This window comes from Candidatus Neomarinimicrobiota bacterium, from assembly GCA_030743815.1.
Taxonomy (GTDB): Bacteria; Fidelibacterota; Marinisomatia; order Marinisomatales; family S15-B10; genus UBA2146.
The window spans coordinates 1-13,485 of record JASLRT010000083.1; the positions used below are offsets into that span (position 1 = coordinate 1).

Below are 13,485 nucleotides of genomic sequence, written 5' to 3' on the forward strand. Positions count from 1 at the left end.
TGAAGTGAATTCTTGTGGTGATAATCCAATCTTAGAACGGGTGAAGCGGTAATCCCGGATGATATCTTTTCCAAATACAGAAATGGATCCTTTTTCCATCCGCACGAGTCCTGTAATGAGGCCGATTGTAGTTGTTTTTCCGGCACCGTTGGGACCGAGCAGACCGTAGAACTCGCCTGGGCGGATGGTGAGATTTATGCCCCGCAGGGCGATGGTATCTTCGTATGACTTATGGAGGTTCTTAATTTGGATAGCCGGAATCATGTTAGAGCAATTTAAGTCGAATTGTTGGCATAAATAAGGATGACTGCCTGCTGAATCAGTGAAGATATGCTGCCCCGAAGACGCCAGCTGAGTCGCCGAGCTCATTCCTGACAATGGGTGTATCAAGTCGGTCATTGAAGCAGTACTTTGCTACATAAGCGGGGCCTTGTGTGTAGAGAAAATCTATATTGGATACGCCACCTCCCAACACAATAATGTCAGGGTCGAGGATGTTGATGACGTTGGAAAGTGCCATCCCGAAGTTATTCAGGAATTCTTCTTTCCACTCCCGGGGTGGATCTTGTACAATCTCGCTGAGGGGCACTGTCTTGCCGTGCAAACGCTTGTAGTGCTTTTCAAGTGCAGGGCCGGAAATAAAAGTTTCTACGCACCCACTTTTGCCACAATAGCACTTGTTTACGCCAGGATGGAGCAGAGAGTGTCCCCATTCGCCGGCGATGTATTGATGCCCTCGATGGACGTGGCCGTTGATGCAGATTCCTCCCCCGACGCCGGTTCCCATAATGACGCCGAACACTACATCATACCCTTTTGCCGCCCCCAGTACTGCTTCCGCCTGCGCGAAACAGTTGGCGTCGTTATCCATGGTAACTGGCATCCCCAGCATAGCTTCCACATCTTTTTTGATCGGCTTCCCGATGAGACACTGAGTATTACTGTTCTTTAATTCTTCGGTATCGCTTGACAGGGCGCCTGGGGTGCAGACGCCAACGGCCTCAATCACCACAGATCCGTCCGTCAGATCGCTATAGAGGGATCCGATTTTCGAAATGATCTGCTCATATCCATGCTGAGCTTCGGTGAACACCCGCTTTCGATTCACGACGGCGCCGGAATCGTCAAGCACGATCCCCTCAATTTTTGTCCCCCCAAGGTCTATGCCGGCGCGTAACATATTAAACCGTTAGTTGAGCGATGGAGGAATGGAGAATTGGAAGAGAGAAGTTTTAGCGTTTTTCCTCTGTTCATGTCCCTAATCGTCATCGATGAGTCCGCTGGCCTATTATCCACTGATCCATTAATCTATTTCTCCGTTCTTTTACCATTTAAAATCAGTTTTCACGGGAGCGAAGGTAAAACAGTGGCGTGCCTTTTTCAACGATTCTGCGGGGATTGAAAAAAGTCATCTATAGTCCTCTCGTGGGTTAAATTCGAATCAGGCGGAAGTATTCTATGTCGGTTATTCTCATCACAGGCTGTTCCAGTGGGTTTGGTATGCTGTCATCAGTCAGACTGGCGACGTCCGGCCATACTGTCTACGCCACCATGAGGAACTTGGACAAACAGGATGATCTCCTTGAAGAGGCGAAGAGGCGGGATACTCAAGTTAAGTTAATGCAGTTAGATGTAACAGATGATGAGAGTATCCAAGCCGTCGTGGGACAGATCGAATCAGAAGAGGGGCGGCTGGACGTACTCATCAATAATGCGGGCTACGGCATCGCGGGCTTCTTTGAAGATCTGTCTGAAAAGGAAATCAGAGATCAGATGGAGACTAACTTCTTTGGTGTCCAAAAGGTAACAAGGCACGCCCTGCCGCTTATGCGGAAGACGGCGGCGAACCGCGGGGGCGTCAAGATTATCAATATCTCCAGTGTTCAGGGGAGATCGCCCATCCCGGCACTAGGTGCCTACGCCACATCAAAGTGGGCTCTGGAAGGATTTAGTGAAGGGCTCTACCATGAGTTGCGTCCATTCGATATTCATGTAGTATCTGTAGAGCCCGGCGCATACAGAACGAAGATTCTGGCGGAGAATGGCAGAATGGCGGAGGCGGCCAGGGATGAAGACAGCCCGTATGCACCATTCACTTCTGTCTTTCAGAAGAGAATCAGGAGACAGTTAGAGAAAGAGACTCCGGGTCTGGGCGGTGACGCCGAAGTGGTGGCTCGGCTCATTGAAAAGATTGTCGATACTTCGCACCCGCGCTTCCGCTATCTCATTGGAGGTCAAGCGCGCCTCAGTGTGCTGCTTCGGAGTTTACTGCCCTTCTCATTGTTCTCACGATTGATAAGTAGGGTCATGTTCGGCAAGGTTGAAGTGCGCTAGTTTCCTGCGATTCTCTTGGCAGAAGTTGAGCCGTCGTAGAATTTAAGTTTTGAGGCTGTATCAGCCGGAGAGTCTATTCTTCCTTGGCGTCAGTATGTTCTCTGGCGGCTTCAAATCCTATCGGTTTTCTGAAAGGAGAGGGGAAATCAAATCCTTCTCTATGTGGGAAGTGGACAAGGGTGGCGATATTACCCCACGGAACATAGACCGAGGCGTCTATATGTTCCCGCTGGACCTTGTCTGGCGGAAGTGGTTTGCCGCGTTCATCTTCGGAGAATATTACCTCGAAGTTTGGATGTTCCAGCCAGATACCGTATTCATCGTATCCGACGACGCGGGCGTAAAAATCTTGCGAAGCGATGCCGACTCTTTCCATCATTTCCGGCTCGCGGAGTACTGCCAGCACAATATCATTGACCGTATCTTCTATTTTCATCATAACCATGGGTCTCACCTTATCTGATTAATTTGTGTTGTGAGAAAATAACCACGATAATGATAGCATCAAATCTGGATGTGGATCATCCAATGAAAATATAATTACCGCTGGCGAGAGCGACGTTTGTTGTGATTATGTACCCGGTGTTCGAAAGTGACACCGACGCCAATCCCCATTTGCTGTGATAGTCTTCTCGCGGCATTAGCAGGGTAGCGCCACCCGTTATTACCTCAAACTGACTGAATGGCCGCAGAGACTGAGCTTCGAGAGAAGAGAGAATCAGGCTTGCTACAAGCAGGCATCGAATGAATCCGGTCATTTCGCTTTGTTGGGCGGCAGGGAGAAAGCAAAGGTTAAAGCGAACGGGGGCGCCCGGCTGGCGAGCTTGACGCTGTTTTCGTCCGTGGTATCGTCTCTTGTCATGATTATGCCCAGTGTCGCTCCCAGTAGTGCCCCTGCCATGACGTCGCCGAGAAAGTGGTTGCCCACATAGACTTGACTGTAAGCGGATGCAATGACATAGGCGACGGCAGGAAGTTTCGCCTCTGGATGGTAGTGTGAATAGATGGCGGCAAAGAGTGCTGAGGACGCCGCATGTCCTGAAGGGAATGAAGGTGTAATCCTTGTGTTCCAGAGTCGGGGCCTGTAGCGCCGCAGCGGCCGCTTTCGTCTGATGCTGTACTTGGCAACACCTGTGAGCGTGTAGGTGGCGAGAATCGCAGAAGTGGAGAGCCGCGAGCTGTTGGGATAGAGGGAGTTTTGTGCTGGATACCAAAGATCAAACGTGGCGCCGTAGTCGATAATGGGGGACCCAAGAGCCAGCGCTTCCATGAAGTAGTCGAGAGCCACCAGTGAATTATCGCCCTCGAGCATTCGTGTTACTTTCCGGTCGAACTCGGCTAGGGACCCGCCTTCAGCATATCCACAAAGTAAAGTGGTGATAAGCAGAGCGGCAGACGTGCTGCGGTGCATCACTCAATCAGTTCCAGGAATTCCTCTTCCGTCAGAACGGCAACGCCGAGTTCGCGGGCCTTTTTCAGTTTGTTTCCAGTACCGGTACCGGAAACAACAAAACTGGTCTTTTTACTGACGGATCCCGCAGACTTACCGCCAAGTTTCGATACCGTCTCTTGCGCCTCCTGCCGGGATAATCTCTCCATGGACCCGGTGAAGACAAAAGTCTGGCCGGCGAGGCGGTCTTCAGTTGCCTCAGGTTCCTGCAGTACAATGCCGCCGGCTCTGCACCGGTCGATGACACGGCAATTGTCTTCACTTGCGAAAAATGTTACGATGGAATCGGCTACGATCGGTCCCACTTCTTCCACGGTTTCCAGCTCTTCTGCTGTGGCGGCCGTGAGGGTATCTACCGTTCTGAACTGGCGTGCCAAAACGTTCGCTAGGTGCTCACCAACATTGCGGATACCAAGTCCGTAGAGGAAGCGGGCTGAGGTTGTTTCCCTGCTGGCATCGATGGCATACATAATGTTTTCAGCTGACTTTTGCGCCATCCGCTCAAGATTGGCCAGTTCTTCCTGTTGCAGGTAGTAGAGGTCGGCAAAGCTGGCTATGAGACCTGCATCTACCATCTGGTCGATGAGCTTTGCCCCGAGGCCGTCGATGTCCATTGCCCGTTTGGAGACGAAGTGCTTGATGCGTCCCTTTACCTGTGCCGGACAGGTGACATTCTGACACCGGGCCACCGCCTCACCTTGGGGTCTATGTACTGTGCCGTCACAGACGGGACATTTGCCGGGGAGGGTATATTTGCGGGCATCAGCGGACCTCTTTTCCGGGATGATCTTGACTACCTCAGGGATGACATCACCAGCCCGCTGGATTAGTACTGTATCACCGATCCTGACGTCCTTGCGGTCGATCTCATCCTGATTGTGAAGAGTAGCACGGCTGACAGTGACGCCGCCGACATTTACGGGGGCAAGAATTGCCACCGGTGTCACAGCGCCCGTTCGTCCCACGGAAGCTTCGATATTCTCAACAACGGTTGTAGCCTGCTGTGCCTTGAACTTTCCGGCCACTGCCCAACGGGGTGAGCGACTGCGTACGCCCAGATTGGTCCGCTGGGTGAAATCGTTTACCTTAATAACTATACCGTCAATCTCATACGGGAGTGTGTCGCGTTTTTCTTCCCATCGGCGGTAGTAACTTACAGATTCCTCACTGCCGCTACAGAGGGCGATATTTGGATTAACAGGAAGTCCCCACGAGCGTAGTACCTTGAGGGTATCCCAGTGTGAAGAGAGGTCAGGTCCTTCCAGATGACCGACTTCATAACAGAAAAATTTCAACGGCCGTTTTGCCGTAATGGATGAATCGAGCTGGCGCAGGCTGCCAGCAGCGGCGTTACGTGGATTGGCAAACGGTGCTTGATCCTCCTTCAGCCGTGCGGCATTCAGGTGCCTGAACCCTTTTTTCTCCATGAACACTTCGCCGCGTACTTCAAGGATTGAAGGGACTGGAACAGATTGTCCGGTATCTGTCTGATGCTGTCCTAAACGCAGTGGGATCGACCTGACTGTTCTGAGATTCTGAGTAATATCTTCCCCGGTGAATCCGTCGCCGCGGGTTGACCCTTTGCTGAAAAGACCGTCTTCATAGACAAGCTCCACGGCCAGCCCGTCCAGCTTTGGTTCGGCCACGTAGATGATCTCATCAGCGGCTTCAAGAGTTTTTTTCGTCCTTTCGTGGAAGGCGAGGAATTCTTCTTCGTTCATGGCGTTCTCAAGGCTGAGCATGGGGACGCGGTGGCTTACGGTACCAAATTTTTCGAGGGGCGGCGCCCCCACCCGCTGAGTAGGTGAATCCGCCGTTACAAGCTGGGGATTTGCCTTCTCCAGCTGCTGCAGTTGACGCATGAGTACATCGTATTCCGTATCAGAGATCTGCGGATCGTCCAGCACGTAATAGCAGTAGTTGTGCCTGTCAATCTCGTCCCTGAGTGTAGCAATCTGTTTCTGAATGGTACTCAAAGGTCAGCGTATCAGATTTTCATAGTACTTCATGGGATCCACCGGCCTGATCTTGACCGGTGTGAGCCGCCCGTCGCGATTGACAGGCGCGGCATAGATGCCCCCGTTTTTCACTACCGCAATAAAGAAGTATTGCAATTCATCCCCGGGATAAACCTGCGGGTCGTACTTGAATCGCAATCTCCCCCTGTACTGCTCCAGCGGCATCTCACGGTATTTGATGAAGGTGTCAGTTTTGAAGAAGAGGGAGACGTACTCCACGGAGTCTTGTGCCAGACCCACAAACACCTCCAGAGTGTATGGACGTCCCTTGAAAAAGGGTGACGGTGCTTTGTGAAGAATCTTCTGCGAAAAAGGGAAAGTTTTTTTCAGTAGCGAATCAGCAAGCCGACTGTGATCCTCCCTGGAAGACACCTGGCCATGAACAAGTGAAAGCGACACCGTAAACAGGATGATTGATCTGACCATGGTAAGTCCGGCAGAAGGCTAAGAGATAAATTGATCGATACAGTTCTCGATGGAAAATTGTGAAGTGTGGTCAATCTGAAATGAGTTATGGATATATTCATCGCGTTTATCAACGTGGTAGAAAGATTTATAGTGATCTTTGCGGGAGGTGATATCTTTCAGTGCCTCCACCAGTGCGTCCACATCTTCCTCTGTGGTGTATATGGCGATGCTTGCCCGCACCATGCCGCGCTTGAGGTGGTAGACTGATTCGATATCTTCCATCTCAATATCTTCAACCATTTCAAGAAGGTCGTCCATGATCATCTCCTTCACGTATGGGTGAGCGCAGAAGCATTCATTCCTGACTGATATGTTGAAATAGTCGTTCAGGATTGCTGCCACCAGTCCGTGATCCATCTCCTTGATATTGAACGAAATTGATGCCGTCCGCTGGCATACGTCAGGGTCCAGTTCACCGTAGATTGTCAGGTCTGGAATCGTCTTCATCTTTGCCAGTGCCGTAGCGATAAGTGCTTCTTCTTCTTGCATGAGGAACGTCATACCGATACGGTCCAGAATATCGATAGCCGCCGCCAGACCGATGGCGCCGGGGATGTTTGGTGTGCCGGCTTCTTCCCGGTCGGGGAAGTAGTCTTTGATCCGGTAGCTGTCCACGAAGACGTCGTCCACCATACCGCCGCCCACCTCCTCAGGCTCAATCTGACTGAGAAGATCTTTACGTGCTACTATTACGCCCGGAGAGCCGGGAACATAAGTCTTATGACCGGAGAAAACGAGAGCGTCGATATTCTGGAGCGGATTCTCAGGGATCGTCATTTTCAGGGGAATATGGGCCGCAAGCTGAGCGCCATCCACCAGGAAGAGGGCGTCATATTTATGACTTATCTCGGCAGCTTCATTGATAGGGTTGATGATACCAGTCACATTACTGACGCCTGTCATGGCCACATAGTTGATCTGCCCTTTACGCTCCTTGAGGACGGCTTCGAGACTGTCCAGGCAGACGCATCCAGGACTGCCGTTACTCATCTTCAATGGAATGTGCACTACTTCTTTCATATGCTTGCGATGGGGGAGATCGTTGGAGTGATGTTCCATGATTGAGACGGCGGCGACTTGTTTGTCCGGCCTGATATCGCGGAAGATACGGGCCAGACGGTTAATACCAGCGGTAGTTCCGCTCCCGGTGAAAAAGCATGTATAGTTTTCCGGATCGGCACCCAGAAAAGAGACAATCCTATCGTGCGCCCAGGCGTATTCATTTGTGGAAATCTTTGCCCCGAAGTGCAGAATACTGTGGGTGTTGGCGTAGTGACCATAGAATTGTTCAACGACGTCATGAGCTGCTTTCATCATGAGAGTAGTAGCCGTTGAATCGAGATAGATTCGCCGTGTTGTTGCACCCGTGGCGAGAGTATATTCAGTATCGAGACCGATGAATTCGCGCCTGATCTTCCGGTAAAGGGGCTCTCCTGTGAGAATGGTTGAGTTCACGATTTTATAATTTACTTGAAGTGAGTTTCAGGGACAAACTGAAAGGATCAATGCTCCTGAAATGTGATGCACTTGTTATACCACTCCTTATAGGTAATCCGCTGATGGATGAAATGGTTGATTGTGCATTTGGCGTCGCCGGTGCAGACCACGGGTGCTATCCCTTTGCTGTCGGTGTGAAGGACGGCTACGAACAGCTTGGGCGGCCGTTTGAAGTATTGGCTCAGTGCCAGCATGGCGTCAAATGCATAGCCGAGGTTTTCCGTCTGGTTATTTCGATTGACCCGCACGTTGACCTGGAAAACCTTGCCGCGCTGTGGATGACGATAGATCTCTGCGCCGAGGAAATCGGGTGACTGTCTCATTTTCTTGAAGTAGCTTGGTGTCATGGCGATGATCTGGTTATCGGAAAATTTCGGCCGGTCAGCCCTTGCCGGCTGGATCAGGCATAGAGTGGCTATGAGCACAATCAAAAAACCGTTAACTGTTGATCTTGGCATAGAGTTTTCCCCTATTAGAGAGATGAGAAACCTGTAACGACAGCGTTAATGGTATCAATAGTAATCTGAAAGGTACGAACAACTGTGGATATAAGAATGGGCAAAAGCGATGTGAGGAAGAACCGTTTTCAGTTTTTCACGCCTAAAGGATCGAATTTCGCAGCAAGAAATATTGGTTCTTGGTCTTCAGGTCGCACTGACAGAAATGATACAACTGAGGAGAGTGAAAAGAGCAAAGACCACTTCTCTTTCTTCTCCCTGGCAAGGAGGAGATGGGCCAGAAAACAAAAAGGCCCGCAGATGAGACTCCGGACCTTTTGTGCAAAAAGTCAGTATGCCGATTAGAAGGTTACTCGCAGCGACGTTTGTATGGCACGGACGACCAGCAGTGCGTCGGCTCCTCCCACGTTGCCGTTGGGATCGAATTTTCCTGTAACCAGATCAGCTTTCATGATTCCCCGTTCGGCGCAGAGTGCCATGGCCGGGTATGCCCAGTGACTGCTGGAGACATCCGAGAAGCGTGATGGACTTTCGCCAAAGTAGCCCGTTTCGAGGTTAGGGTCGCGCGTGGCGGCTACCAGAATTCTGGTCACAGCTTTTGCGTATCCGGCCCTGGTGACGGTCTCAGACGGATAGAAGTTGCCGTCAGGATCCGGCTCAACCACGCCGAGTTTCATGGCGTCCCTGATCCACCCTTCGGCCCAGCTCCCAGCCACGTCAGGCGGAAGCGGCGCATTCGTCTGGGCGGTCATCTGTCCCGGCGTCTGGAAGGCGGGAGTGTCCTGAGGCAGGAAGCGCTCGAAGATTTCGGGGAGTTTCAACTCCTCAATGAAGATGACAGTCATATCCGCCCGGCTGATCTTCGGTTGCAGGGCAATCTTCTTACCGGCGGTAGTCCCCGGTTGTGCGCGGACAATTTTCTGGGAAAGGGCCCACATTTCATCAGCCCTGCCGGCATATTCGCCTTTGCGTTCCACCAGTTTGCGGAACTCATTTTCCGCCAGGGAGAAATCGTAGTTCTGCAGATAGGCGACCCCGAGCCAGTAGATGGCCGCTTCGTGACCTTTCTTGCGCTTCAGCGCTTTCTCAAATTCCTTTTTAGCGGCCTTGAGCCATTTCTTTTCCGCCCCCTTGTGAGCGATCCACAGGCGACCGGCCAGAACGTGGACGTCAGGATTTTTCTTTCCCTGATCGAGTCCTTTGTCCATGAATTTGCGTCCCTGTTTCAGATCGCCGTTGAGACCGGTGGCGAGACCGAGTCCGGCCCACCCAAGAGCAAATTTCTTATCCAGGTCGACGGAGCGCTGGAAAGATTTGATGGCTGAGGAATATTCTTCAGTTTCAATGTAGCGCATGCCGGCCTTGTAGTGATACTCTGGCGTATCAACGTCAGACTGGGACCGGGCCTTCGGTCCGCAACTGTAGCTTACCAGAAGCAGCGGTAGAACAAGTGCGAGAGAAACAACCTTTTTCATGATGACTCCTTATATTCCTTACAAAGAGAATATAACGGCTTATGAGTTGAAAAAAAATACCTTTACCAGTAGATTTGATATAGATCACACAATTGCCTTTCTTATTGATATTCATGGCGAAGTTAGATATATTGAACTTGAAGAATGGTGTATTTATGAAATCAGGGGGCAAAAATGATTAAGCGTATTACAGTGCAATTTGGCGCAATTTTCCTGTTTCTCTCTTTTTTGTTTTCTCAAAGCAGCACCATCACTGCCGAAGGTTTCGGCATGACGGAAGATGCCGCCATCGAGCAGGCGAAGCGTGCTGCCGTTGAGATCGGTATCGGAACCGTTATGTCCTCCGAGACGGTGGTGAAAAACTCAGTTCTTTTTTCAGACAACATTTATGCCAAGGCAAACGGTTTTGTAAAGACATTTACTGTAACGGACAAATTCCAGGGGCCAGATGGACTGTGGACAATAACCATCGATGCGGTGGTGACGGAAATTCTTGACGAGGTACTGAAGGACGAAATGGCTGTGCAGACGCTCCTGAACGCCATGAACCGTCCGAAGCTTATTTTCATGATCAGGGAAGAAAACCTCATCGACAATGTCCCCAGCGATTTTGCAGAAACACAGCTCATCAAGATGTTCTATGACAAGGGATTTGATGTTGTAGATCGCCAACTGGTTCAGGCTATGAAAGGTGAAGCAGACTTCACACAGGCCCTTGCCGGAGACGTTACAGCAGCCGCGAAAATAGCCGGTATGCTGGGGGCAGATATTATTGTTATTGGTACTGCCAAGATTTCTTCCGGGGGAGTGATAAAGGCGGGCAGCTACTCCATGACTTCCGGACAGGCTGATGTGAATGGTAAAATTGTCCGGGCGGACACGGGTGAACTGCTGGCTATCGTCCCCCAGGCACGTGGAAAGAAGCCTCACATCTCTCCATCCACCGCCGGTATTAGCGCCGTCACCATGGCAGCGGAAAAACTGGGTGGTGACATTATTACCCAGCTTATCAGGAAATGGAGTACCCAACAGGCCAATGCTGTCAATGTTTTTCTCGTGGTTCAAAATGTCGATTTCATGACTTACATGACTCTTGGCAACCACCTGAAGTCACAATCCATCCCCGGTATTCAGAATGCTTTTGAAAAAGGGTTTAATGGTGGCGTAGCAGAATTCCAGATTCTATATGAAGGAAAATCCCAGGACCTGGCCATGGCTCTTATGCAGAATCAGGCCCAGGGTGTGGCACTTCAGGTCACGGGTCTTTCCGGCAACCGGATTTCAGCACAAATCGCTCAATAACGGAGGGCATGATGAAACGCACTTTAGCACTTCTATCTTTTTCCTTTATTCTTCTCAGTTCCGTCCAAGGCCAGGGTTGGGGCTGGGGCTCCAATGATGCAGTTCAGCAAGTGGATAACGGCGCCATGAACTACTCCAACGGATTTGTTGTAGCCACGGGGATCGGTGCAATTTCGCCGCTGGCGCAGAACCCGGGGATGGCCCGCGCAACGGCTGTGAGGGCGGCCAAAGTGGACGCCATGCGAAATCTATTAGAAGCGGTTATGGCTGTTACAGTCTCTTCAGAAACGACTGTAAGAGGTGCCGCTATCGAGAATGATGTTGTAAAAACATCAGTTGAAGGGATGGTGAAGGGTGCCCGTATGCGGGATATCGATGGAGACGGGCGCGGTAGCAACAGCGATATCCGCTACCTCAGCGACACATCAATTGAGATCGAGATGGAAGTGCACATGTCCGGCATTTCTGAAGTTATTTTACCAGCGGCAGGGTTTGCCCCTGCCCCGGCGCCAACAGCAGGCGGAGCACCTGCACCCGCCGCTCCCGCCGCACCGCGGCCGGGAACGGTGACAGGCCTTATTGTGGACGCCCGCGGCTTGGGATTGCGGCCCGCCATGTCACCAAAGGTTCTCGATCAGAACGGTGGTGTTGTATACGGACCGGGCAACTTCACCCGGGAGTTCGCGGTGAAGTTCGGTGTAGCCGGTTATTCTAAGAATCTGGAACAGGCCCAGCAGGACCCCCGGGTGGTGGGGAACCCGATGGTGGTCAAGGGTGTTGGTGTACAGGGAGCCAACAAGGCGGATCTTGTTATTGCGGCTGGTGATGTATCCCGTGTGAAAGGTGCCGACAGTTCCGGTAAGTTCCTGTCCAACTGCAAAGTGATGATACTTATCGACTGATGTATTTGAAAAAAAATAGACAATTGAGGAGACTAACTATGTTGCGGAAAACAATTATCATTTTCATGATGATGACAACGCCTGTTTACATTTTTGCTCAAAATGACAAAGAAACGGCAAAGCCTGAAATCGTTCAGCTTCAGATCGGTGATGAGGCACCCAGGTTTGCACTCCGTACCCTCGACGGCAAATATGAACTGCTTACCCGGTGGACCGGTGAAAAACTTTCCCGCCCAGCGTCTCAGCCTACCCGGCACGTGGTACTGGTGAGCTTTTTCGCCACCTGGTGCCAGCCGTGTATGAAAGAGCTCCCCCATCTGGAGAACCTGTGGCAGAAGTACCAGGATCAGGAAGTCCGCATCTTTCTTGTGGACATCACGGACGCTACACGCTCCGTGCCTCAGTACGCCGACGCACCCAAGCCGGAGCCGTTCCTGAAGGAGCGAGGCCTCACCATGCCGCTATTGCTGGATACATACGGCATGGCCATGGAAAGGTACGTGCCGGACAAAATGCTCCCGCGCCTGTTCGTTTTAAATAAGTACCGTACCATAAAGCTTATTAAACGTGGTTTCCACGAGGGTGAAGATTTTGAAGGAGAACTGTCAGCTCTCATTGATGAACTGCTGGAGGAGGATGGAGCCAAGAAATCAGAGTAATTTCATTTAACTCTACGAACTGAAATTTCAGAGCACAAGCTCAGTTAAACAAACGTGGGAAAAAATGCGGAAATATGAAAAATAATAACTGTGTCCTCGCGCACATACTTTTCTAGAACAATACTTTAACATTAGGATAGAACTATGATTAGACCATGGATGAAACCCATATGTGTCGTTCTCAGTTGGACGATGCTCATTTTTTCTCTACCCGTACCGGCGGTAGCACAGCAGAATGTGCGTGAGGCTCAGGTGGACGGTCAGATGGTCCAGCAGAGCACCCAGGGTACCGGTAAACTGGTTGTGGCCATTATCGACCTGGAGGGGCGGGGCATCTCCGCTCTGGAAGCGCAGACGCTCACGGACAGGATGCGCTCGGAGCTGGTGTCGACCGGAGCAGTCACCATTGTGGAACGGGGCCAGATGGCGGAGATCCTGGATGAGCAAGGGTTCCAGCAGACAGGGTGTGTCTCTTCCGAGTGTGCCGTAGAGGTGGGAAAACTGCTGGGTGTTTCCCAGATGGCTACCGGCTCCATCGGTAAGATCGGTACCAGCTATACCATTGATGTCAGAATGTTCGCTGTTGTTGATGGCGCCATTGTCAGGTCTGTTAATAGCACCTACAGCGGTCCCATAGATGGTCTTATTACAGAGATTGAAATGATTTCCTGGAAGCTCATCGGCCTTACCCCGCCGCCGGGTCGGTTTCCCGCATTGGACCAACAGGCTGCAACCCAGCCTGTAGCCCAGGCAACTGGTGAGGCACCAAAAAAACGGAGCAAGGGACTTCTCTGGATTATCTTACTGGCGGCAGTGGGTGGAGGTGGTTTCTATGCCTATGACTCAGGAATGCTGGATGACGTTCTCGGTCTGGGGCCGGAGCCGCTACCGGAACCGCCAACCATGCCCGGTAGCAATTAGT

16 protein-coding genes are annotated in these 13,485 nt (G+C 51.3%); 6 read left to right on the forward strand and 10 right to left on the reverse strand.

All coding sequences use genetic code 11. The features are described from left to right. A partial coding sequence (locus tag QF669_06625) for an ATP-binding cassette domain-containing protein (protein ID MDP6457105.1) occupies positions 1–264 on the reverse strand: 264 nt, incomplete at its 3' end. 55 nt (positions 265–319) lie between these two features. Further along, positions 320–1,180 (reverse strand): ROK family protein, encoded by an 861-nt coding sequence (locus QF669_06630; protein MDP6457106.1) that lies wholly within the window; start codon positions 1,178–1,180, stop codon positions 320–322. Positions 1,181–1,458: 278 nt separating this feature from the next. On the opposite strand from QF669_06630, the gene QF669_06635 reads away from it, so the two are divergent. Next, positions 1,459–2,334, forward strand: a complete 876-nt coding sequence (locus tag QF669_06635; GenBank protein ID MDP6457107.1) for an SDR family NAD(P)-dependent oxidoreductase — start codon at positions 1,459–1,461, stop codon at positions 2,332–2,334. A 73-nt stretch (positions 2,335–2,407) separates the two neighbouring features. Here the strand turns inward: QF669_06635 and QF669_06640 are convergent, their stop codons facing one another. The 8 genes from QF669_06640 to QF669_06675 all read right to left on the reverse strand — a co-directional run bounded on the left by QF669_06640 (position 2,408) and on the right by QF669_06675 (position 9,700). After that, entirely contained in the window at positions 2,408–2,773 is a 366-nt protein-coding gene (locus tag QF669_06640; protein ID MDP6457108.1) for a hypothetical protein, read from the reverse strand. 82 nt (positions 2,774–2,855) lie between these two features. Continuing rightward, positions 2,856–3,092: a hypothetical protein gene (locus tag QF669_06645; GenBank protein MDP6457109.1), complete on the reverse strand. Its 237-nt coding sequence runs from the start codon at positions 3,090–3,092 to the stop codon at positions 2,856–2,858. Continuing rightward, complete coding sequence (locus QF669_06650) at positions 3,089–3,745, reverse strand: phosphatase PAP2 family protein (GenBank protein MDP6457110.1); 657 nt, start codon at positions 3,743–3,745, stop codon at positions 3,089–3,091. The genes QF669_06645 and QF669_06650 overlap by 4 nt, the downstream gene beginning before the upstream one ends. Further along, on the reverse strand, positions 3,745–5,760 hold the full coding sequence (ligA, locus tag QF669_06655; GenBank protein ID MDP6457111.1) for an NAD-dependent DNA ligase LigA: 2,016 nt from the start codon (positions 5,758–5,760) through the stop codon (positions 3,745–3,747). The genes QF669_06650 and ligA overlap by 1 nt, the downstream gene beginning before the upstream one ends. Positions 5,761–5,763: 3 nt before the next feature. Further along, the gene (locus tag QF669_06660; protein MDP6457112.1) at positions 5,764–6,228 is read right to left on the reverse strand and encodes a hypothetical protein; all 465 of its coding nucleotides are present in this window, start codon (positions 6,226–6,228) and stop codon (positions 5,764–5,766) included. Positions 6,229–6,246: 18 nt separating this feature from the next. Continuing rightward, entirely contained in the window at positions 6,247–7,725 is a 1,479-nt protein-coding gene (locus QF669_06665) for an aminotransferase class V-fold PLP-dependent enzyme (GenBank protein MDP6457113.1), read from the reverse strand. Between the two features lie 47 nt (positions 7,726–7,772). Continuing rightward, a complete protein-coding gene (locus QF669_06670; GenBank protein ID MDP6457114.1) occupies positions 7,773–8,225 on the reverse strand; it encodes a hypothetical protein in 453 nt (150 codons plus the stop codon). A gap of 341 nt (positions 8,226–8,566) precedes the next feature. Next, positions 8,567–9,700 carry an S-layer homology domain-containing protein gene (locus QF669_06675; GenBank protein MDP6457115.1) on the reverse strand — a complete coding sequence of 378 codons (1,134 nt, stop codon included), beginning with the start codon at positions 9,698–9,700 and terminating at the stop codon, positions 8,567–8,569. On the opposite strand from QF669_06675, the gene QF669_06680 reads away from it, so the two are divergent. The 5 genes from QF669_06680 to QF669_06700 all read left to right on the forward strand — a co-directional run bounded on the left by QF669_06680 (position 9,699) and on the right by QF669_06700 (position 13,484). Next, positions 9,699–9,878 carry a hypothetical protein gene (locus QF669_06680; protein MDP6457116.1) on the forward strand — a complete coding sequence of 60 codons (180 nt, stop codon included), beginning with the start codon at positions 9,699–9,701 and terminating at the stop codon, positions 9,876–9,878. The two genes, QF669_06675 and QF669_06680, sit on opposite strands and share 2 nt — an antisense overlap. Continuing rightward, a complete protein-coding gene (locus QF669_06685) occupies positions 9,875–11,002 on the forward strand; it encodes a hypothetical protein (GenBank protein MDP6457117.1) in 1,128 nt (375 codons plus the stop codon). The genes QF669_06680 and QF669_06685 overlap by 4 nt, the downstream gene beginning before the upstream one ends. A gap of 8 nt (positions 11,003–11,010) precedes the next feature. Next, positions 11,011–11,904, forward strand: a complete 894-nt coding sequence (locus QF669_06690) for a hypothetical protein (GenBank protein MDP6457118.1) — start codon at positions 11,011–11,013, stop codon at positions 11,902–11,904. Positions 11,905–11,942: 38 nt separating this feature from the next. Then, on the forward strand, positions 11,943–12,563 hold the full coding sequence (locus QF669_06695) for a TlpA disulfide reductase family protein (GenBank protein MDP6457119.1): 621 nt from the start codon (positions 11,943–11,945) through the stop codon (positions 12,561–12,563). Positions 12,564–12,722: 159 nt separating this feature from the next. Continuing rightward, entirely contained in the window at positions 12,723–13,484 is a 762-nt protein-coding gene (locus QF669_06700) for a CsgG/HfaB family protein (GenBank protein ID MDP6457120.1), read from the forward strand. The last annotated feature ends 1 nt before the right edge of the window (position 13,485 follow it).

What these genes read in the sequence shown, in the direction of transcription:
- QF669_06670 (MDP6457114.1), bottom strand. Translation starts at nt 8,225, where the DNA reads ATGCCAAGATCAACAGTTAACGGTTTTTTGATTGTGCTCATAGCCACT.
- QF669_06700 (MDP6457120.1), top strand. Translation starts at nt 12,723, where the DNA reads ATGAAACCCATATGTGTCGTTCTCAGTTGGACGATGCTCATTTTTTCT.
- QF669_06685 (MDP6457117.1), top strand. Translation starts at nt 9,875, where the DNA reads ATGATTAAGCGTATTACAGTGCAATTTGGCGCAATTTTCCTGTTTCTC.
- QF669_06630 (MDP6457106.1), bottom strand. Translation starts at nt 1,180, where the DNA reads ATGTTACGCGCCGGCATAGACCTTGGGGGGACAAAAATTGAGGGGATC.
- QF669_06675 (MDP6457115.1), bottom strand. Translation starts at nt 9,700, where the DNA reads ATGAAAAAGGTTGTTTCTCTCGCACTTGTTCTACCGCTGCTTCTGGTA.
- QF669_06660 (MDP6457112.1), bottom strand. Translation starts at nt 6,228, where the DNA reads ATGGTCAGATCAATCATCCTGTTTACGGTGTCGCTTTCACTTGTTCAT.
- QF669_06650 (MDP6457110.1), bottom strand. Translation starts at nt 3,745, where the DNA reads ATGCACCGCAGCACGTCTGCCGCTCTGCTTATCACCACTTTACTTTGT.
- QF669_06680 (MDP6457116.1), top strand. Translation starts at nt 9,699, where the DNA reads ATGATGACTCCTTATATTCCTTACAAAGAGAATATAACGGCTTATGAG.
- QF669_06645 (MDP6457109.1), bottom strand. Translation starts at nt 3,092, where the DNA reads ATGACCGGATTCATTCGATGCCTGCTTGTAGCAAGCCTGATTCTCTCT.
- QF669_06635 (MDP6457107.1), top strand. Translation starts at nt 1,459, where the DNA reads ATGTCGGTTATTCTCATCACAGGCTGTTCCAGTGGGTTTGGTATGCTG.
- QF669_06640 (MDP6457108.1), bottom strand. Translation starts at nt 2,773, where the DNA reads ATGATGAAAATAGAAGATACGGTCAATGATATTGTGCTGGCAGTACTC.
- QF669_06690 (MDP6457118.1), top strand. Translation starts at nt 11,011, where the DNA reads ATGATGAAACGCACTTTAGCACTTCTATCTTTTTCCTTTATTCTTCTC.
- QF669_06695 (MDP6457119.1), top strand. Translation starts at nt 11,943, where the DNA reads ATGTTGCGGAAAACAATTATCATTTTCATGATGATGACAACGCCTGTT.